This is a genomic window from Streptomyces sp. LaBMicrA B280, from assembly GCF_049222185.1.
GTDB lineage: Bacteria > Actinomycetota > Actinomycetes > Streptomycetales > Streptomycetaceae > Streptomyces > Streptomyces murinus.
The window spans coordinates 21,869-41,996 of record NZ_JBMJCT010000020.1; the positions used below are offsets into that span (position 1 = coordinate 21,869).

The window sequence follows — 20,128 nt, forward strand, 5'->3', positions numbered from 1 at the left end:
CGGCAGCGCTGAGAACGCGGCCCCGGACTTCGGTCCGGGGCCGCGTTCTTTTGTGTGCGGTGTGCTTTTCCGCCTACGAAGCAGGGCCCGCCCTCCGAACCGGAGGGCGGGCCCTGCTCAAGCGGCTACCGGCGCCTACGCCTTGCGCAGCCGGAACACCAGGCTCAGACCCTCGTCGGTGAAGGGCTCGCCGTAGCTGTCGTCGGCCTCGCCCTGGGCGAAGTCCGTCGCCAGGACCTCCTCCGCGATCAGCCCGGTGTGCTCACCGAGGGCCGCGATCACCGCCGGGTCGGTGGACGTCCACCGCAGCGCGATCCGGTCCGCGACATCCAGGCCGCTGTTCTTGCGCGCCTCCTGGATGAGCCGGATCGCGTCACGGGCGAGCCCCGCCCGGCGCAGCTCCTCCGTGATCTCCAGGTCCAGCGCCACCGTGGCACCGGAGTCGGACGCCACCGACCAACCCTCGCGCGGCGTTTCCGTGATGATCACCTCGTCCGGCGCCAGGGCGATCGTCTCACCGTCGATCTCCACCGTCGCCGTGCCCTGGCGCAGCGCCAGCGACAGCGCGGCGGCGTCGGCGGCGGCGACCGCCTTGGCCACGTCCTGCACCCGCTTGCCGAACCGCTTGCCCAGCGCGCGGAAGTTGGCCTTGGCCGTGGTGTCCACCAGGGAGCCGCCGACCTCGGACAGCGAGGCCAGCGAGGAGACGTTCAGCTCCTCCGTGATCTGCGCGTGCAGTTCGCGGTCCAGGGTCTCGAAACCGCTCGCCGCGATCAGCGCGCGGGACAGCGGCTGACGCGTCTTGACGCCCGACTCGGCACGCGTGGCGCGGCCCAGCTCCACGAGCCGGCGCACCAGCACCATCTGCCGGGACAGCTCCGGGTCGATCGAGGAGAGGTCCGTCTCCGGCCAGGACGCCAGGTGCACCGACTCCGGCGCGCCCGGGGTGACCGGCGCGATCAGGTCCTGCCACACCCGCTCGGTGATGAACGGGGTGATCGGCGCCATCAGCCGGGTGACCGTCTCCAGCACCTCGTGCAGTGTGCGCAGCGCGGCCTTGTCGCCCTGCCAGAAGCGGCGGCGGGACCGGCGGACGTACCAGTTGGAGAGGTCGTCGACGAACGCGGACAGCAGCTTGCCTGCGCGCTGGGTGTCGTATCCCTCAAGGGCCTGCGTCACCTGGTCGGTGAGCGCGTGCAGTTCGGACAGCAGCCAGCGGTCCAGCAGCGGGCGCTCGGCCGGGGCCGGGTCGGCCGCGCTCGGCGCCCAGTTCGACGTACGGGCGTACAGCGCCTGGAAGGCGACCGTGTTCCAGTACGTCAGCAGCGTCTTGCGGACGACCTCCTGGATGGTGCCGTGGCCCACCCGGCGCGCCGCCCACGGGGAACCGCCCGCGGCCATGAACCAGCGCACCGCGTCCGCGCCGTGCTGGTCCATCAGCGGGATCGGCTGGAGGATGTTGCCCAGGTGCTTGGACATCTTGCGGCCGTCCTCGGCGAGGATGTGGCCGAGGCACACGACGTTCTCGTACGAGGACTTGTCGAACACCAGGGTGCCGACGGCCATCAGCGTGTAGAACCAGCCGCGGGTCTGGTCGATGGCCTCGGAGATGAACTGGGCCGGGTAACGGCTCTCGAACAGCTCCTTGTTCTTGTACGGGTAGCCCCACTGTGCGAACGGCATCGAACCCGAGTCGTACCAGGCGTCGATGACCTCGGGCACGCGCGTGGCGGTGCTGCCGCAGCCCTCGTGCGGGCAGGCGAAGGTGATCGCGTCGATGTACGGGCGGTGCGGGTCGAGGTCCGACTGGTCGGTGCCGGTCAGCTCGGACAGCTCCGTGCGGGAGCCGACGCAGGTGAGATGGTCCTCCTCGCAGCGCCAGATGGGCAGCGGGGTGCCCCAGTAGCGGTTGCGGGAGAGCGCCCAGTCGATGTTGTTGTTCAGCCAGTCGCCGAAGCGGCCGTGCTTGACCGTGTCGGGGAACCAGTTGGTCTTCTCGTTCTCCTGGATCAGACGGTCCTTGACGGCCGTCGTACGGATGTACCAGGAGGGCTGCGCGTAGTAGAGCAGCGCGGTGTGGCAGCGCCAGCAGTGCGGGTAGCTGTGCTCGTACGGCAGGTGCCGGAAGAGCAGGCCGCGCCGCCCCAGGTCCTCGGTGAGCTGTTCGTCGGCCTTCTTGAAGAAGACGCCGCCGACCAGCGGCACGTCCTCCTCGAAGGTGCCGTCGGGGCGCACCGGGTTGACGACGGGCAGGCCGTAGGAGCGGCAGACCTTGAGGTCGTCCTCACCGAAGGCGGGGGACTGGTGGACCAGGCCCGTACCGTCCTCGGTGGTCACGTAGTCGGCGTTCACCACGTAGTGGGCCGGCTCCGGGCTGCGCCCATCGGTTCCCTCGCTGACGCTCGGGAACTCGATCAGCTCGAACGGGCGCTGATAGGTCCAGCGCTCCATCTCGGCGCCGGTGAAGCTCTGCCCGGTCGGCTCCCAGCCCTCGCCGAGCGCCTTGGCGAGCAGCGGTTCGGCGACGACGACCTTCTCCTCGCCGTTCGTGGCGACGACGTAGGTGACCTCCGGGTGGGCGGCGACCGCCGTGTTGGAGACCAGGGTCCAGGGGGTCGTCGTCCACACCAGGAGCGCGGCCTCGCCGGCCAGCGGTCCGGAGGTGAGCGGGAAGCGGACGTACACCGAGGGGTCGACGACCGTCTCGTAGCCCTGCGCCAGCTCATGGTCGGACAGGCCGGTGCCGCAGCGGGGGCACCAGGGAGCGACGCGGTGGTCCTGGACCAGCAGGCCCTTGCCGAAGATCTCCTTCAGCGACCACCAGACCGACTCCACGTACTCCGGGTCCATGGTCCGGTAGGCGTCGTCCAGGTCGACCCAGTAGCCCATGCGGGTCGTCAGCTCGGCGAAGGCGTCGGTGTGCCGGGTCACGGACTCGCGGCACTTGTCGTTGAACTCGGCGATGCCGTACGCCTCGATGTCCTGCTTGCCGGAGAAGCCCAGCTCCTTCTCCACGGCCAGCTCCACGGGCAGGCCGTGGCAGTCCCAGCCGGCCTTGCGGGCCACGTGGTAGCCGCGCATGGTGCGGAAGCGGGGGAAGACGTCCTTGAAGACGCGCGCCTCGATGTGGTGGGCGCCGGGCATGCCGTTGGCGGTGGGCGGGCCTTCGTAGAACACCCATTCGGGGCAGCCCTCGGACTGCTCCAGGGTCTTGGCGAAGATCTTCTGCTCACGCCAGAAGTCGAGCACGGCGTGCTCGAGCGCGGGCAGGTCGACCTGTGCGGGCACCTGGCGGTACGTCGGCGCTGTCATCTGCGGGCATCCTCCAACGGACTTGCTGCCTTCCGTCGGAGGGACGAGAGCTTCGATTCCTACGCCGTGTGCGGCGCGCTCCCGCGGTACCACCCTCCTTGGCCCGCCGCCGTGCCTCGGTCGCCGGTGGGCCCCCTCATTGGGTTCGCGAAACCGGTTCTACCGGCCCGGCCCTGCGGCCTGAGGCTTTCTTCCGGCGGCTCCGGGGTGATCTTCACGTCGCGCTCGCCCCCGGGCTTCCACCGTCCCCGGGTCGCTCTGGGCTGCGTACGCCGCTACTCGTCCCCATCCATGCTGCTCGCTGCGCCCAGTGTACGGCGCCGCGCGGACAGCGGCCGACCGCTTTTCGGGGCACCGGTGACCGGTGGCCCGGAGCGGGGCGCCGGATGCCCCGAATGGCGAGGGCGCGGGGGTGATGCCCGGCGTGGCGGATTACCCGGCGGGGAGCTGGGCACAACGGATGCAGGCCCGTCGCGCGGGGGGTGCGGCCGGGCGAATCGGGCGGTGTGCCCCGTTGCCGCGGGAGGCAAGTCGATTTATCGTCCCAGCACGATTCGCGAGCGAGATCACCCTATGTGAAGGGGTCGCGGCCATGGTGGCGAGAAAGAGCGCGAAGAAGACCGTGGCTGGGCAGACGAATACCGAGAAAACCGCTGCTCGGAAGGCCACCGCCAAGAAGGCGGCGGCGCGCGGGGCGGTGGCCGAGGAGGGGGAAGGGAAGGCGGTGGCCAGGAAGGCCGCCGCCGAGAAGGGAGCCGCCGTGAAGCCGGTCCTGGAGCAGACGGGCGCGGCCTCGGAGGCCGCCGCCCACCCGGTGGTGAGGAAGACGGCCGCCGGGAAGACACCGGAGAAGAAGACGGCGGCCGGGAAGACCGCGGCGGCCGCGCACAGGACGGCCGCGGCGGCGAAGGCCCCGGCCGGTAAAACGGCGGCTTCGGCCGGTAAAACGGCGGCTTCGGCCGGTAAAACGGCGGCCAAGAAGGCGGCGAAGAAGGCGCCCGCCAGGAGGACCGCGGCCAAGGGCACGACGCCCGCGGACCCGACCACGGGCGACACGGCGGCCGAGGCCGCCGCCGCAGCGGGAACCGCCGCCGGGAAGGCCGCGAAGACCGTGGCCCGCGCGGCGGAGCCGGACGAGAAGAGCACGGCCAAGAAGGCGGGCGCGGCGCGGGCCGCGAAGCAGACGGGAGCCACGAAGGTGGTTGCGAAGAAGACCCCTGGCACGGCCACGGCGGACGACACCGCCGTTCCCAAGGCGCGCCTCGCCGCGGCGGACCCCGGCGAACTGGCGGTACGTCCCGGCGAGGACCCCTGGACCGATCAGGAGGTCGCCGAGGCGCGTGCGGAGCTCCAGACCGAGATGGAGCGGCTGCGGCGGGAGATCAGCTCGTCCGAGGAGTCCCTCGTCGGCCTGATGCGCGACTCCGGGGACGGCGCGGGCGACGACCAGGCCGACACCGGGACCAAGAACATCACCCGCGAGCACGAGCTGGCGCTGGCCGCCAACGCGCGCGAGATGCTCACCCAGACCGAACGCGCGCTCGAACGGCTGGACGCGGGCACCTACGGCCTGTGCGAGAACTGCGGCAACCCCATCGGCAAGGCCCGGATGCAGGCCTTCCCGCGGGCCACCCTGTGCGTGGAGTGCAAGCAGAAGCAGGAACGCCGCTCCTGAGCGTGTGGGGCCGCTCAGGCGTGCCGTAGTCTCGTCCTCAGTCAGGTACCTAGGTCGAGGGACGCACGTGGCAGAGGCGGAGCGCATCATCAATACGCCGGACACCCCGGAGGACGGCGCACATCAGGCCCCCGAGCAGGCGGCGGACCAGGAACGGGAGCGGACCGGCCGCGGGCGCCGGATCGCCGTGCTGTTCGCGGTGGCCGCGTTCGCCTACGCGCTCGACCTGATCAGCAAGACGCTGGTGGTGGCCAAGCTGGAGGGCCACGCGCCGATCAAGCTCGTCGGGGACCTGCTGGAGCTGCACGCCATCCGCAACCCGGGTGCCGCCTTCGGTTTCGGCGCGGCCTTCACCGTGATCTTCACGGTGATCGCCGCCTCGGTGATCGTGGTGATCATGCGGCTGGCCCGCAAGCTCTACAGCTTCCCCTGGGCCGTCGCGCTCGGCCTGCTGCTCGGCGGCGCGCTCGGCAACCTCACCGACCGGATCTTCCGCTCACCCGGGGTCTTCAACGGCCAGGTGGTGGACTTCATCGCGCCCAAGGGCTTCGCGATCTTCAACCTCGCCGACTCGGCGATCGTGTGCGGCGGCATCCTGATCGTGCTGCTGTCCTTCCGCGGTCTCGACCCGGACGGCACGGTCCATAAGGACTGACGGCACGGCCCCGGCGGACCGGGGCCGGAGCCGGTTTTCCACAGGCTCGGTCGGGGCCGTGCCGCCCGTCCGGCATACTCGACGGGTGAGCACGATTCCCGAGATCCGTACCCTGCCCGTGCCCGACGGCCTGGAGGGCGAGCGCGTCGACGCCGCCATCTCCCGCATGTTCGGCTTCTCCCGCACGAAGGCGGCCGAGCTGGCCGCGGCCGGCAAGGTGCAGGTCGACGGCGCGGTCGTCGGCAAGTCCGAGCGGGTGCGCGGCGGCGCCTGGCTGGAGGTCGAGATGCCGCAGGCGCCCGCGCCGGTGCGGGTGGTCGCCGAGCCCGTCGAGGGCATGGAGATCGTGCATGACGACGATGACGTGGTCGTCATCGTCAAGCCGGTCGGCGTGGCCGCGCACCCCTCCCCGGGCTGGACCGGCCCGACCGTCATCGGCGGTCTCGCCGCCGCCGGCTACCGGATCTCCACCTCCGGCGCCGCCGAGCGCCAGGGCATCGTGCACCGCCTGGACGTGGGCACCTCCGGCCTGATGGTGGTCGCCAAGTCGGAGTACGCGTACACCTCGCTCAAGCGCCAGTTCAAGGAGCGCACGGTCGACAAGCGCTACCACACCCTGGTCCAGGGCCACCCGGACCCGACGAGCGGCACCATCGACGCCCCGATCGGCCGCCACCCGAACCACGACTACAAGTGGGCGGTCACCGCCGACGGCAAGCCCTCGGTGACGCACTACGACCTCATCGAGGCCTTCCGCGCCGCCTCCCTGCTCGATGTGAAGCTGGAGACCGGCCGCACCCACCAGATCCGCGTCCACATGGCCGCCCACCGCCACCCATGCGTCGGCGACCTCACCTACGGCGCCGACCCCACCCTCTCCAAGCGGCTGCGCATCACCCGCCAGTGGCTGCACGCCGTCCGCCTCGGCTTTGAACACCCGGGCGACGGCAGCTGGGTGGAGTTCTCCTCCGACTACCCCGAGGACCTCCAGCAGGCCCTGGACCTGGTCCGCGAGGAGACCTACGGATGACCGGGGCCCCCATCGTCCGCGTCGCCGAGGACCCCGCCGACCTGGAGGCGTGCTTCGCGGTCCGCAAGGAGGTCTTCGTCCAGGAGCAGGGCGTGGACGAAGCCATCGAGTACGACGCGTACGACACCGTCGCCGTGCATGTGCTGGCCCTGCGCGCGGACGGCACCCCGCTGGGCACCGGCCGGCTGCTGACCGGTGAGGCGGCCGTCGCCAAGACCGGCGCGGACGCCTCCGTCGGCTCCCTCGGGCGGCTCGCGGTCACCCGCCGGGCCCGCGGGCTCGGCATCGGCGCCGCCCTGGTGCGGGCCGTCGAGGACGCGGCCCGCGCGCGTGGCCTGGCCGCGGTGGACCTGCATGCGCAGACCCAGGCGCTGGGCTTCTACGAGCGGCTCGGCTACACGGCGTACGGACCGGAGTTCCTGGACGCCGACATGCCCCACCGGGCGATGCGCCGCGCCCTGTGACCACCGGCGCGAGAGCCGGTGAACGGGGTGTGGCGGTACCCCCCGGGGCGATGCGCACGAACGGCCGGTGATCGGCCGGCATGGCAGGCTTGAAGCCTCGCGTGCCATGTCGACCCCGGAGCGCCGGCCTTGGATCAGTTGGCTCTGTTGTTCGCCCTGCTGCTCGGGGCCCTGGTGAGCGTCCCGGTGGGCGACCGCCTCGGGGTGCCGGCCCCGGTGCTGATGACGCTGTTCGGCGGGGTCCTCGCGGTGGCCGCCTTCGTGCCCAACGTGAACATCCCGCCCGAGCTGATCCTGCCCGGACTGCTGCCGCCGCTGCTGTACGCGGCCGTACGGCGCACCTCCTGGCGGCAGTTCACGACCAACAAACGCCCGATCCTGACCCTGGCCGTCGCCCTGGTGTTCATGACCACGGTGTGCGTCGCCTTCGTGGCCCACGCGATCGTGCCCGGCCTGTCGGTCGCCGCCGCCGTGGCGCTCGGCGCGCTGATCGCCCCGCCCGACCCGGTCGCCGCGACCAGCGTCGCCGGACAACTCGGGCTGCCGCGCCGCCTGGTGTCGGTCCTGGAGGGCGAGGGGCTGTTCAACGACGTCACGGCCATCGTGCTCTACCACGTGGCGATCGCCGCCGCGGTGAGCGGGCTGTTCTCGCCGTGGAAGGCCGGGCTGGCGCTGGTGCTGTCCGCCGTGGTCGCGGTGGCCGTGGGGCTGCTGCTCGGCTGGGGCGCGAACCGGGTGATGGACCTGCTGGGGGACCCGACCCTCCAGATCGGCCTGACCCTGCTGGTGCCCTACGCCTCCTATGTGCTCGCGGAGAAGCTCCAGGGCTCCGGGGTGCTCGCCGTGCTCACCACGGCCCTCTACCTCTCCGAGTACGCCACCGGCGCCGACGATGTGATGACCCGACTGGCGGGACACGCCTTCTGGGACATCATCGACACCCTCGTCACCGGCGTCGCCTTCGGGCTGATCGGCCTGGAGCTGCACAACGCGATCCGTACGGCCAGCGGACGGTGGGGCGAGCTGCTCGGCTGGGCGGCGGCCGTCGCCGGTGTGGTGATCGTCGTACGGCTGCTGTGGCTGCTCCCGGCGACCTGGCTGACCAAACGGCTGCACGCCCGGCGGGACGTGGAGGAGGAGATCCCGACGAGCTGGCGGGAGACGGTCGTGATGTGGTGGTCCGGGATGCGCGGGGTGGCCTCGGTCGCGCTGGCGCTGGCCATCCCTCTGGAGACCGACGCCGGCAAGCCCTTCCCGGACCGGGACGAGATCGTCTTCATCGCCTTCGGGGTGATCGTCGCCACCCTGGTGATCCAGGGGCTGACCCTGCCGTGGCTGGTCAAACGGCTGCGGGTGCGGGCCGACGCCGAGCGGGAGAAGGAGTACGAGAAGGAGCTGGCGGTGCGCGCGGCCAAGGCGGCCAAGCGCCGGCTGCGGGAGATCGAGCAGGTGGAGGACCTGCCCGAGGAACTCTCCGAGCAGATGCTGCGGCAGGCCTTCGACATCGGCATCCGGATCAGCCCCGACATGGGCGAGGAGGAGCGCCGCGAGGCACAGCACCAGCGGGCCAAGCGGCTGAAGCGGATCCGGCGCATCCAGGGCGAGATGCTCAGCGCCGCCCGGCACGAGGTGCTCGCGGCGCGCAGCGAACCGGGGATGGACCCGGAGATCGTGGACCGGGTCCTGCGCCATCTCGATGTGCGCAGCCTGCGCTGACGGCGCTCGGCCGGCCGTGTATATCGGCCAGCTGTGTATATCCGGTCATACAAATACCCGGCGGTTGTGGACAACCGGAAGCGCCGTCCGCCGGTGGCTCCTACTCTCGGATCATGACTCGCAACATCGTGATCAGCGGAGGCGGTACGGGCATCGGGCTGGCGACGGCACGTGCCTTCGCCGCGGACGGGGACCGGGTGCTGCTCCTCGGGCGGCGCGCGGAGGTGCTGGAGAAGGCGGGGGTGCCGGGGGCGCTCACCCACGCGGCCGACCTCACCGAGCCCGCCGACGTGCGGGAGGTGGCCCGGCTCGTCGCCCGGGAGTTCGGCACCGTCGATGTGCTCGTGCACAGCGCGGGGGGCTCCGGCGCCCTGGAGCCACCGGCCGGCAGTGAGGACTCCCTCGACCGGGTGGCCCATGCCTGGACCGTCGCCTTCAGACTCAACACCCTGACCGCGGTGCTGCTCACCGAGGCCCTTCAGGAGCGGCTCGCCGAGCCCGGCGGGCGGGTGCTGTTCCTCAGCTCCATCGCCGCCCACCGCGGCTCGGGCAGCGGCGCCTACGCGGCGTCCAAGGCCGGGCTGCACCCCTACGCCCACGATCTGGCCCGCCGCCTGGGCCACCGGGGCATCACGGTGAACGTGGTCGCGCCCGGCTACGTCGAGGACACCGACTTCTTCGGCGGCGCCATGTCCGAGGAGCGGCGCGGACAGCTCGTGGCCGAGACCGCCACCGGCCGGGCGGGCGAGCCGGGCGACGTGGCGTCCACCCTGCACTGGCTGGCCTCGCCCGCCGCCGGGCACATCACCTCACAGATCATCCAGGTCAACGGAGGCGCCGAGCGCGGACATTGAACCGGACCGAGGCGCCCGCCGGTCCCGCCCCGGTCAGCTCCGTCCGGTGCGCGGGAAGTCGTACGCCTTGCGCAGCGAGTGGCGGTCCGGGGAGGGGACGCGGTAGGGCGGCAGCACCGCGTCGGAGGTGTTGACCCGGGGGAGCGCGTAGGGGTGCTCCGCGGACAGCCAGGTGATCATCTGCTCGCGGACCGCGACCCGCACCGTCCAGATGTCATCGGAGTCCTTCGCGGTCACCAGCGCGCGCACCTCCATGGTGTTGGCGGTGGAGTCGGTGACCACCAGGTTGGAGGCGCGGCCGTCCCAGGCCGGGCACTGGCGCAGGATGTCGCGCAGCTTCTCGCGCATCGCCTCCAGGGGCGCGCTGTGGTCGAGCTGCCAGAACACGATGCCGGTCATCTGCGGGGTGCCCCGCGACCAGTTCTCGAACGGCTTGGAGGTGAAGTACGACACCGGCATGGTGATCCGGCGCTCGTCCCAGGTCCGTACCGTCAAGAAGGTCAGGGTGATCTCCTCGACCGTGCCCCACTCGCCGTCCACGACCACGGTGTCGCCGATGCGGACCATGTCGCCGAAGGCGATCTGGAGCCCCGCGAACAGGTTCGACAGCGTGGACTGCGCGGCGACGCCGGCCACGATGCCGAGGACACCGGCCGAGGCCAGCAGGGAGGCGCCCGCGGCCCGCATCGCCGGGAAGGTCAGCAGCATCGCGGCCACCGCGACCACGCCGACGACCGCCGAGACCACGCGCATGATCAGCGTGACCTGGGTGCGCACCCGCCGTACCCGCGCCGCGTCGTGGTGGACGCGCGCGTAGCGGCTGTACGTCGTCTCGACCACGGCGCCCGCGATCCGGATCACCAGCCAGGCCGCGGCCCCGATGAGCACCAGGGTCAGGGTCCGGCCGACGCCGACCCGGTGCTCCTCGAACAGCTCGGCCTGGTCGTACGAGCCTCTGAGCAGGGCGGCACAGAGGACCAGCTGGTACGGGACGCGGGCGCGCCGCAGCCGGTCCCACAGAGGGGTCTCGGAGTGGCGTTCGTCCGCCTTGCGCAGCAGCACGTCGGTGGCCCAGCCGATGAGGACGGTCAGGAACACGGACGCGCCGACCACGATCACAGGGCGCAGTACGGTCTCCATGCCTTGGAACGTAACCGGCTACGGCGATCGTGAACCTGTGACTTGTCCCGCTCCCGCTCCCGGTCCCGCTCCGGGGCCGGGTCCCGGGGCTGGCACCATGGGCTCATGAACATCATGCTCTTTCACTCGACCTATGGGCTCAGGCCCGCGGTGCGCGCTGCCGCTGACCGGCTGCGCGCGGCCGGCCACGAGGTGTGGACGCCGGACCTCTTCGAGGGGCGGACGTTCGACACCGTCGAGGAGGGCATGGAGTTCAGCGACGGGATCGGCAAGGAGGAGCTGCTGAAGCGCGCCGTGCTGGCGGCGGCGCCGTACTCGGAGCGAGGTCTGGTCTACGCCGGGTTCTCGCTCGGCGCCTCCGTGGCGCAGACCCTCGCCCTCGGCGACGACAAGGCGCGCGGGCTGCTGCTTCTGCACGGCACCTCGGACATCGCGCCGAACGCGCACGTGGACGAGCTGCCGGTGCAGCTGCATGTGGCCGAGCCGGATCCGTTCGAGACGGACGACTGGCTCAGCGCCTGGTACCTCCAGATGGGCCGGGCGGGCGCCGACGTGGAGGTCTACCGGTACGCCGGGGCCGGGCATGTGTACACCGACCCCGACCTGCCGGACCACGACGCGGAGGCCGCCGAGGCGACCTGGCGCGTGGCGCTCGGCTTCCTCGACAGCCTGCGGACCGCCTAGACCGGGTCGTAGGTGCGCTCGACCTTCTGCGTGCCGGTGCGGGTGCGGTACGAGCGCTCCCACTTGGCGGTGGCGTTCTGGTCGGTGCGGTCGGAGAGGACGTAGTAGTCCATCTGGGCGCGGTCGGTGGTGATGTCGAGCACGCCGAAGCCGTGCCGGTCGGTGTCCACCCAGTGGACGTGCCGGTTGGCGGCCTCGATCAGCGGCGCGGCGACCGCGGAGACGACGCCCTCGGGGACCTTGACGATGTCGTCGAGGTTGTCGGAGGTCACCGAGGTGATGACGAACTCGGTGGCGGCCGACTCCGACAGCGGGTAGGTGCCCGCGTCCACCGGCACGTCGTTGGCCCAGGACATGTGGATGTCACCGGTCAGGAAGACGGTGTTGCCGATGTTGTTCGACGTCAGGTGGTCGAGGAGTTCCCGGCGGTCGTGGGTGTAGCCGTCCCACTGGTCGGTGTTGATGCCTATGCCGCCCTGCGGCAGGTCGAGCAGCTGGGCGAGCGGCTTGAGCAGGTCCGCGGTGAGGGAGCCGATGACGAACGGCGCGATCATCACCGAGTTGCCGACCAGCCGCCACTTGGTGTCGGACGCCTTCAGGCCGGACTTCAGCCAGTCGAGCTGGGCCCGGCCGGTGATGGTGCGGTTCGCGTCGTCCACCGAGCCGCTGGTGCCGGACACCTGCTGGGAGCGGAAGGAGCGCAGGTCCAGCAGGGACAGGTCGGCGAGCTTGCCGAAGCGCAGCCGCCGGTAGGTGGTGCCCTCGATCGCCGGGCGCACCGGCATCCACTCGAAGTAGGCCTGCTTGGCGGCGGCCTTGCGGGCGGTCCAGGTGCCCTCGGCGCCCTCGGTGTGGTTGACCGCGCCGCCCGACCACGCGTTGTCGGCGAACTCGTGGTCGTCCCAGATCGCGATGACCGGCGCCTTCAGGTGCAGGGCCTGGAGGTCGGCGTCGGTCTTGTACTTGCCGTGCCGGGTGCGGTAGTCGGCGAGCGTGATGATCTCGTTGGTGGGGGCGTGCTGCCGGATCACCTTGCCGCGGGCCGCGTACTCGCCGGACTTGTACTCGTAGATGTAGTCGCCGAGGTGCAGCCAGGCGTCCAGGTCGTTGCGCGCCGCGAGGTGGCGGTACGAGGAGAAGTAGCCGGCCTCCCAGTTGGCGCAGGTGACCACGCCGAAGCGGAGCCCGGAGACGTCCGCGGTGGCGGCCGGGGCGGTGCGGGTGCGCGCGACGGGCGAGTCGGTGCCGCCGGAGGAGAAGCGGAACCAGTAGTCGGTGGCCGGCTGGAGGCCGCGGATGTCCGCCTTCACCGTGTGGTCCGAGGCGGCCGTCGCGGTGGTGGAGCCCTTGCTGACGACCTGGGTGAGCGCCTTGTCGGTGGCGACGACCCAGCTCACCACGGTGTCCGGGCCGACGCCGGAGCCGGGGGTGGCGTCCGGGGTCGGGGTGATGCGGGTCCACAGCAGGATGCCGTCGGGCAGCGGGTCACCGGAGGCCACACCGTGCAGGAAGGCGGGGGCCTGACCGGAGGCGCGGGCGGGCAGGGCGGCGGCGAGCGGCCCGGCCAGCACAGCGGTCGCCGCCGCGGCCTTGACGACCGTACGGCGGCGAGGGGAAGGGGAGTTGAGGCCCTGGGAGGCCGGCAGTGATCTGTTTCGACTGGTCACGGCCGATCAGGTTACCGAGCAGTAGAACAAAAGAGCGGGCGAACAGGGAATGTTCGCCCGCTCTTCACCGAGCCGTCGGTTTTTGAAGAGGTGTCAGCACCCTTTTCGACGGGGTGTCAGCACCCTGGAGTCCGTCGGCCGAAAGGGATGCGTCAGCCCTTGACGGCCGCGTCGATGACCTTGTTGAACTCGTCCACCGACGTGATCATGTTGCCGCCGTTGAGCTGCTTGCCGTCCATGACGAAGGCCGGAGTGCCGGTCACGCCGTCCTTGTTGTCGTCGAACTGCTTCGACATGTTCACCGCCCAGGCGTCGTAGGTGCCCTTCTTGACGGCGTTCTGGAAGGTGGCGTTGCCCTTCAGCGCCGGGACGGTGTCGGCGATCTTGATGAGGTAGCTGTCGTCCTTGAACTTGTCGTCGTTCTCGTCCGGGTGCCACTTCGTGGAGTACAGCGCGGACTTGTAGTCGAGGAACGCCTGGGGGCTGATGTTCAGCGCGGCGCCGAGCGCGCTCAGCGCGTTCTTGGAGCCCACGCCGTTGTCATGGGCGTCCAGGAACGTGGCGCCCACGTACTGGTACTTGAACGTGCCGTCGTCGATGTCCTTGTGCAGCGTCGAGCCGACCGTCTGCTCGAACTGGGCGCACACCGGGCAGCGTGGGTCCTCGTACATCTTGAGGGTCTTCTTGGCACTCGACTTGCCGATGACGACCGTGGCGCCCTTGGCGCCCTCGGTGTGGGCCGGGGCGACGACCTTCGCGTTCTTCAGCCCCTCCCAGTAACTGGGCTTGTTGGCTTGGACGACGGCGTAGCCGATGCCGCCCGCGGCCGCCAGCGCGACCACGACGCCGCCGGCCACGAACGCCTGGCGCCTTGCCTTGTCGCGCTTGGCCTGGCGCTCGCGCTCCTCGCGCAGCCGCTCCCGGGCCGCGTTCTTCGACGCCTGGCTGTTCCGCTTGCTCATGTCGGTGTTCTCCCTGGGGGTCGCGCAGCTGTCGTGCGCGGGATACGGGTGGGGTGCTCGGGGTCGCTCACCAGGCGGTGAGCGGGGCGGAGCACGGCGGTCCACGCCGTCCCAGGGAGTGGGCGAGAAGCCGGTCGCGGGCGGCGGCCCGGCGCCGCGCCGGGCGGGGCGGACGGCCCTCCGGCAGACGTCGTACGGCGACCGCGGCCACCGCGAGGAGCAGCGGCCGGAAGGAGGCGGCGGCCACCGCGCGCAGCGACTGCACCAGGGCGCGCTCGCCCCGGCGCAGCCAGGCGGCGGTCAGCAGGCTCACGCCGATGTGCGCGGCGAGCAGCAGCCAGGCGGTGGCGGGAGAGGCGTTCGCCAGCACCCCGGCGGCCTGGCCGCGGCTCACCTGGGCCAGCGGGGTGCCCACCGCGCCGCCGTGGCACAGCAGGTCGAAGCCGAAGGCGTGCAGGGGGCCGGCGACCGGGCCGCCCGCCCGGCCGTAACAGGTCTGCTGGCCGGTGGTGAACACCGTGTCCGCGGCCAGTTCCAGCGGTACCAGCAGGGCCGCGATCCGGCCGAAGCCGCGCTCCCGGCCCGCCAGCGCGTACGCGCCGGTGAAGACGCCGGCGGCGACCGCGGCCACGGTCGCGGCCGGCAGCGGGGTCCGGGACAGCAGCACGTGCGACGCGGTGCCGAGGGTCACGACGAAGGCCGTGAACAGCACCGCGCGAACGGCTCTGAGGTAGGTCCCGGATATGTCCATAGCGATAGCAGAGTCTGTCACGAACCGGAGTAAGGGACCCCTAAAGGGGGCCTGTGAGTACGCGCACCCCACCGCCTCGGCGGGGCGCCCTACAGCCCCGGGATCCGGCCGTTGCGGAACAGCTCCACGAAGATGTGGTGGTCCGCGCGGGCCCGTGCGCCGTAGGCGTGCGCGAAGTCCACCAGCAGGGGCGCGAAGCCCTCCTCGTGGGCCGCGATCGCCGCGTCGATGGCCCGCTCGGTGGAGAAGGGCACCAGGGACTCGCCGGAGGTGTCGTCCGCCGCCGCGTGCATGGTGGCGGTCGCCCGGCCCAGGTCGGCCACGACCAGCGCGATCTCCTCCGGGTCGTCGAGTTCGCTCCAGTCCAGGTCGACCGCGTACGGCGAGACCTCGGCGACCAGCTGGCCCGCGCCGTCCAGCTCGGTCCAGCCCAGCCACGGGTCGGCGTGCGCCTGGAGGGCGCGCTGGGAGATCACCGTGCGGTGGCCCTCGTGCTGGAAGTACCCGGCGATGGCCGGATCCGTGAGGTGCCGGGAGACGGCCGGGGTCTGGGCCTGCTTGATGTAGATCACGACATCGTTCTCCAGGGCGTCGCTGTGGCCCTCCAGGAGGATGTTGTACGACGGCAGCCCGGCCGAGCCGATGCCGACGCCCCGGCGGCCCACGACGTCCTTGACCCGGTAGGAGTCCGGGCGGGCCAGGGAGGAGTCCGGCAGCGTCTCCAGATAGCCGTCGAAGGCCGCGAGGATCTTGTAGCGGTCGGCCGCGTCCAGCTCGACGGTGCCGGGACCCGCCGCGAACCTGCGTTCAAAATCGCGGATCTCGGTCATCGAGTCCAGCAGCTCGAACCGGGTGAGCGAGCGGGCCGCGCGCAGCGCGCCGAGCAGCGGGCCCTCCGCGGTGTCCAGGGTGAACGGCGGCACCTCGTCGCTCTTGGCGCCGGTGGCCAGGGCGTGGATCCGCTCCCGGTACGCGTCCGCGTAGACCGTCACCAGCTCGGTGATCTGCTCGTCGCTCAGCGCCTTGGCGTACCCGAGGAGCGCGACCGAGGCGGCGAAGCGCTTCAGGTCCCAGGTGAAGGGGCCGACGTACGCCTCGTCGAAGTCGTTGACGTTGAACACCAGGCGGCCGTACGAGTCCATGTACGTGCCGAAGTTCTCCGCGTGCAGATCGCCGTGGATCCACACCCGCGAGGTGCGGTCGTCCAGGTAGGGGCCGCCCCGCCGCTCGGCGTCGATGTCGTGGTAAAAGAGGCACGCGGTGCCCCGGTAGAACGCGAAGGCCGAGGCCGCCATCTTCCGGAACTTCACCCGGAAGGCGGCCGGGTCGGCGGCCAGGAGCCTGCCGAAGGCGGTGTCGAATACGGCGAGGATCTCCTCGCCGCGCTGCTCGTCGCTGAGCTTGGGGACCGACATCGCGGGATGCCTCCTGGTGCGGGAGTGGTGCGTCACTGTGCGTCCATGGACACGACGGCGCTTTCGCCGTCTCCAACGGGCGACGCGGCGCGGGAGTGCCCGGTTCCCGTCGACCGTACGCGGGGATCCACTCCGGCTGTCGGTGCCAGGGCATAGGATTCGACGCTGTCCCCCAGAGTGTCCGCCCGCCCGTCGCCTGACGTTCTCCGTTGGAGGCCAAACCGTGTCAAAGCCGCCGTTCACGCACCTGCACGTCCACACCCAGTACTCGCTGCTGGACGGTGCCGCGCGGCTGAAGGACATGTTCAACGCCTGCAATGAAATGGGCATGACGCACATCGCCATGTCCGACCACGGCAACCTCCACGGGGCGTACGACTTCTTCCACACCGCCCAGAAGTCCGGGGTCACCCCGATCATCGGGATCGAGGCCTATGTCGCCCCCGAGTCCCGGCGCAACAAGCGCAAGATCCAGTGGGGCCAGCCGCACCAGAAGCGCGACGACGTCTCCGGTTCCGGTGGTTACACCCACAAGACGATGTGGGCGGTGAACCGGACCGGTCTGCACAACCTCTTCCGGCTGTCCTCCGACGCGTACGCCGAGGGCTGGCTCCAGAAGTGGCCCCGGATGGACAAGGAGACCATCTCCCAGTGGTCCGAGGGCATCGTCGCCTCCACCGGCTGCCCCTCCGGCGAGCTCCAGACCCGGCTGCGCCTCGGCCAGTTCGACGAGGCCCTCAAGGCGGCCAGCGAGTACCAGGACATCTTCGGCAAGGACAAGTACTTCCTGGAGCTGATGGACCACGGCATCGACATCGAGCACCGGGTGCGCGACGGCCTCCTGGAGATCGGCAAGAAGCTCGGCATCCCCCCCCTGGTCACCAACGACTCGCACTACACGTACGCCCATGAGGCGACCGCCCATGACGCGCTGCTGTGCATCCAGACCGGCAAGAACCTCTCCGACCCGGACCGCTTCAAGTTCGACGGCACCGGCTACTACCTGAAGTCCACGGAGGAGATGTACGCCATCGACTCCTCGGACGCCTGGCAGCAGGGCTGCGCCAACACGCTCCTGGTGGCCGAGATGGTCGACACCACCGGCATGTTCGAGAAGCGCGACCTGATGCCGAAGTTCGACATCCCCGAGGGCTACACCGAGGTCACCTGGTTCAAGGAGGAGGTCAGCCGGGGCATGCAGCGCCGCTTCCCCGGCGGCATCCCCGAGGACCGCCAGAAGCAGGCCGACTACGAGATGGACGTCATCATCTCGATGGGCTTCCCCGGCTACTTCCTCGTGGTCGCCGACTTCATCATGTGGGCCAAGAACAACGGCATCGCGGTCGGCCCCGGCCGAGGCTCCGCGGCGGGTTCGATCGTCGCCTACGCCATGGGCATCACCGACCTCGACCCGATCCCGCACGGCCTGATCTTCGAGCGGTTCCTCAACCCCGAGCGCATCTCGATGCCCGATGTCGACATCGACTTCGACGAGCGCCGGCGCGTCGAGGTGATCCGGTACGTCACCGAGAAGTACGGCGCCGACAAGGTCGCCATGATCGGCACCTACGGCACCATCAAGGCCAAGAACGCGATCAAGGACTCGGCGCGGGTGCTGGGCTACCCGTACGCGATGGGCGACCGCATCACCAAGGCCATGCCCGCCGACGTCCTCGGCAAGGGCATCCCGCTGTCCGGCATCACCGACCCGCAGCACCCGCGCTACTCGGAGGCGGGCGAGGTCCGGGGGATGTACGAGAACGAAGCGGACGTGAAGAAGGTCATCGACACCGCGCGCGGCGTGGAGGGCCTGGTCCGGCAGATGGGTGTGCACGCGGCCGGCGTGATCATGTCCAGCGAGACCATCACCGACCACGTCCCGGTCTGGGTCCGGCACACCGACGGCGTGACCATCACGCAGTGGGACTACCCGAGCTGCGAGTCGCTCGGCCTGCTGAAGATGGACTTCCTGGGCCTGCGCAACCTCACGATCATGGACGACGCGGTCAAGATGGTGAAGGCCAACAAGGGCCTCGACATCGACCTGCTGTCCCTGCCGCTGGACGACCCCACGACCTTCGAACTGCTCCAGCGCGGCGACACCCTCGGCGTCTTCCAGTTCGACGGCGGCCCCATGCGCTCGCTCCTGCGCCTGATGAAGCCCGACAACTTCGAGGACATCTCCGCCGTGTCGGCCCTGTACCGGCCGGGCCCGATGGGCATGAACTCCCACACGAACTACGCCCTGCGCAAGAACGGGCAGCAGGAGATCACGCCGATCCACCCCGAGCTGGAGGAGCCGCTCAAGGAGGTCCTGGACGTCACCTACGGCCTGATCGTCTACCAGGAGCAGGTGCAGAAGGCCGCCCAGATCATCGCCGGATACTCGCTCGGCGAGGCCGACATCCTGCGCCGTGTGATGGGCAAGAAGAAGCCCGAGGAGCTGGCGAAGAACTTCACCATCTTCCAGGGCGGTGCCCGCAAGAACGGCTACAGCGACGAGGCCATCCAGGCGCTGTGGGACGTGCTGGTCCCGTTCGCCGGTTACGCGTTCAACAAGGCGCACTCGGCCGCGTACGGCCTGGTGTCGTACTGGACCGCCTACCTCAAGGCCAACCATCCCGCCGAGTACATGGCCGGACTGCTGACCTCCGTCAAGGACGACAAGGACAAGTCGGCGGTCTACCTCAACGAGTGCCGCCGCATGGGCATCCGGGTGCTCCCGCCGAACGTCAACGAGTCGGAGTCCAACTTCGCCGCCCAGGGCGACGACGTGATCCTCTTCGGCCTCTCCGCGGTGCGCAACGTGGGCACCAACGTGGTCGAGTCGATCATCAAGTGCCGCAAGGCCAAGGGGAAGTACGCCTCCTTCCCCGACTACCTCGACAAGGTCGAGGCGGTCGTCTGCAACAAGCGCACCACCGAATCGCTGATCAAGGCCGGCGCGTTCGACACCATGGGGCACACCCGCAAGGGCCTCACCGCGCAGTACGAGCCGATGATCGACAACGTGGTCGCGGTCAAGCGCAAGGAGGCCGAGGGCCAGTTCGACCTCTTCGGCGGCATGGGCGACGACAGCGCGGACGAGCCCGGCTTCGGCCTCGACGTGCAGTTCGCCGAGGACGAGTGGGACAAGACCTATCTGCTCGCCCAGGAGCGGGAGATGCTCGGTCTGTACGTCTCCGACCACCCGCTGTTCGGCCTCGAACACGTGCTGTCCGACAAGGCCGACGCGGGCATCTCCCAGCTCACCGGCGGCGAGCACGCGGACGGCGCGGTGGTCACCATCGGCGGCATCATCTCGGGCCTCCAGCGCAAGATGACCAAGCAGGGCAACGCCTGGGCGATCGCCACCGTGGAGGACCTCGCGGGCTCCATCGAGTGCATGTTCTTCCCGGCCACCTACCAGCTGGTGTCGACCCAACTCGTCGAGGACGCCGTGGTGTTCGTCAAGGGCCGCCTCGACAAGCGCGAGGACGTGCCCCGGCTCGTCGCCATGGAGCTGATGGTCCCGGACCTGTCCAACGCGGGCGCCAACGCGCCGGTGGTCCTCACCATCCCGGCGACCCGGGTCACCCCGCCCATGGTCAGCCGCCTCGGCGAGATCCTCAGCCATCACAAGGGCGACAGCGAGGTGCGGATCAAGCTCCAGGGGCCGCGCAAGACCACGGTGCTGCGCCTGGACCGGCACCGGGTCAAGCCCGACCCGGCGCTCTTCGGCGACCTGAAGGTGCTGCTCGGCCCGTCCTGTCTCGCGGGCTGAGCCGGCGCCCGGCAGCGTGAGAGGGGCGCACCCGTCAGGG

The 20,128-nt window shown here is 70.5% G+C and carries 14 protein-coding genes; 8 read left to right on the forward strand and 6 right to left on the reverse strand.

All coding sequences use genetic code 11. The features are described 5' to 3' along the window. Positions 1 to 135: 135 nt before the first annotated feature. A complete protein-coding gene (ileS, locus tag ACLF5H_RS18555; RefSeq protein WP_421677123.1) occupies positions 136 to 3,312 on the reverse strand; it encodes an isoleucine--tRNA ligase in 3,177 nt (1,058 codons plus the stop codon). 592 nt (positions 3,313 to 3,904) lie between these two features. Between ileS and ACLF5H_RS18560 the strand changes: the two genes are divergently transcribed. From ACLF5H_RS18560 to ACLF5H_RS18585, 6 genes are all read left to right on the forward strand, one after another. Next, positions 3,905 to 4,987: a TraR/DksA family transcriptional regulator gene (locus ACLF5H_RS18560; protein WP_421677124.1), complete on the forward strand. Its 1,083-nt coding sequence runs from the start codon at positions 3,905 to 3,907 to the stop codon at positions 4,985 to 4,987. Between the two features lie 67 nt (positions 4,988 to 5,054). After that, positions 5,055 to 5,642 (forward strand): signal peptidase II, encoded by a 588-nt coding sequence (lspA, locus tag ACLF5H_RS18565; protein WP_037653109.1) that lies wholly within the window; start codon positions 5,055 to 5,057, stop codon positions 5,640 to 5,642. 85 nt (positions 5,643 to 5,727) lie between these two features. Then, on the forward strand, positions 5,728 to 6,672 hold the full coding sequence (locus ACLF5H_RS18570; protein WP_421677125.1) for an RluA family pseudouridine synthase: 945 nt from the start codon (positions 5,728 to 5,730) through the stop codon (positions 6,670 to 6,672). Beyond that, on the forward strand, positions 6,669 to 7,136 hold the full coding sequence (locus ACLF5H_RS18575; protein ID WP_421677126.1) for a GNAT family N-acetyltransferase: 468 nt from the start codon (positions 6,669 to 6,671) through the stop codon (positions 7,134 to 7,136). The genes ACLF5H_RS18570 and ACLF5H_RS18575 overlap by 4 nt, the downstream gene beginning before the upstream one ends. Before the next feature lie 129 nt (positions 7,137 to 7,265). Then, entirely contained in the window at positions 7,266 to 8,852 is a 1,587-nt protein-coding gene (locus ACLF5H_RS18580) for a Na+/H+ antiporter (RefSeq protein WP_421677127.1), read from the forward strand. A gap of 113 nt (positions 8,853 to 8,965) precedes the next feature. Next, positions 8,966 to 9,706 carry an SDR family NAD(P)-dependent oxidoreductase gene (locus ACLF5H_RS18585; RefSeq protein ID WP_421677128.1) on the forward strand — a complete coding sequence of 247 codons (741 nt, stop codon included), beginning with the start codon at positions 8,966 to 8,968 and terminating at the stop codon, positions 9,704 to 9,706. Between the two features lie 33 nt (positions 9,707 to 9,739). Here ACLF5H_RS18585 and ACLF5H_RS18590 read toward each other — a convergent pair whose 3' ends face one another. After that, on the reverse strand, positions 9,740 to 10,846 hold the full coding sequence (locus ACLF5H_RS18590; RefSeq protein ID WP_421677129.1) for a mechanosensitive ion channel family protein: 1,107 nt from the start codon (positions 10,844 to 10,846) through the stop codon (positions 9,740 to 9,742). Between the two features lie 105 nt (positions 10,847 to 10,951). Here ACLF5H_RS18590 and ACLF5H_RS18595 point away from each other — a divergent pair, with 105 nt between their 5' ends. Next, entirely contained in the window at positions 10,952 to 11,530 is a 579-nt protein-coding gene (locus ACLF5H_RS18595; protein ID WP_421677130.1) for a dienelactone hydrolase family protein, read from the forward strand. Here the strand turns inward: ACLF5H_RS18595 and ACLF5H_RS18600 are convergent. The 4 genes from ACLF5H_RS18600 to ACLF5H_RS18615 form a co-directional block, all read right to left on the reverse strand. Next, entirely contained in the window at positions 11,527 to 13,197 is a 1,671-nt protein-coding gene (locus ACLF5H_RS18600) for an alkaline phosphatase D family protein (RefSeq protein ID WP_421677131.1), read from the reverse strand. The genes ACLF5H_RS18595 and ACLF5H_RS18600 overlap by 4 nt on opposite strands. A 152-nt stretch (positions 13,198 to 13,349) precedes the next feature. Beyond that, the gene (locus ACLF5H_RS18605; RefSeq protein ID WP_421677132.1) at positions 13,350 to 14,159 is read right to left on the reverse strand and encodes a thioredoxin domain-containing protein; all 810 of its coding nucleotides are present in this window, start codon (positions 14,157 to 14,159) and stop codon (positions 13,350 to 13,352) included. A 67-nt stretch (positions 14,160 to 14,226) separates the two neighbouring features. Next, positions 14,227 to 14,910, reverse strand: a complete 684-nt coding sequence (locus ACLF5H_RS18610; protein WP_421677133.1) for a hypothetical protein — start codon at positions 14,908 to 14,910, stop codon at positions 14,227 to 14,229. Between the two features lie 89 nt (positions 14,911 to 14,999). Beyond that, positions 15,000 to 16,325, reverse strand: coding sequence for a DUF2252 domain-containing protein (locus ACLF5H_RS18615; protein WP_421677134.1), 1,326 nt, complete (start codon positions 16,323 to 16,325; stop codon positions 15,000 to 15,002). Between the two features lie 223 nt (positions 16,326 to 16,548). Here ACLF5H_RS18615 and dnaE point away from each other — a divergent pair, with 223 nt between their 5' ends. Next, positions 16,549 to 20,088 carry a DNA polymerase III subunit alpha gene (gene dnaE, locus ACLF5H_RS18620; protein ID WP_421677135.1) on the forward strand — a complete coding sequence of 1,180 codons (3,540 nt, stop codon included), beginning with the start codon at positions 16,549 to 16,551 and terminating at the stop codon, positions 20,086 to 20,088. Positions 20,089 to 20,128 lie beyond the last annotated feature (40 nt).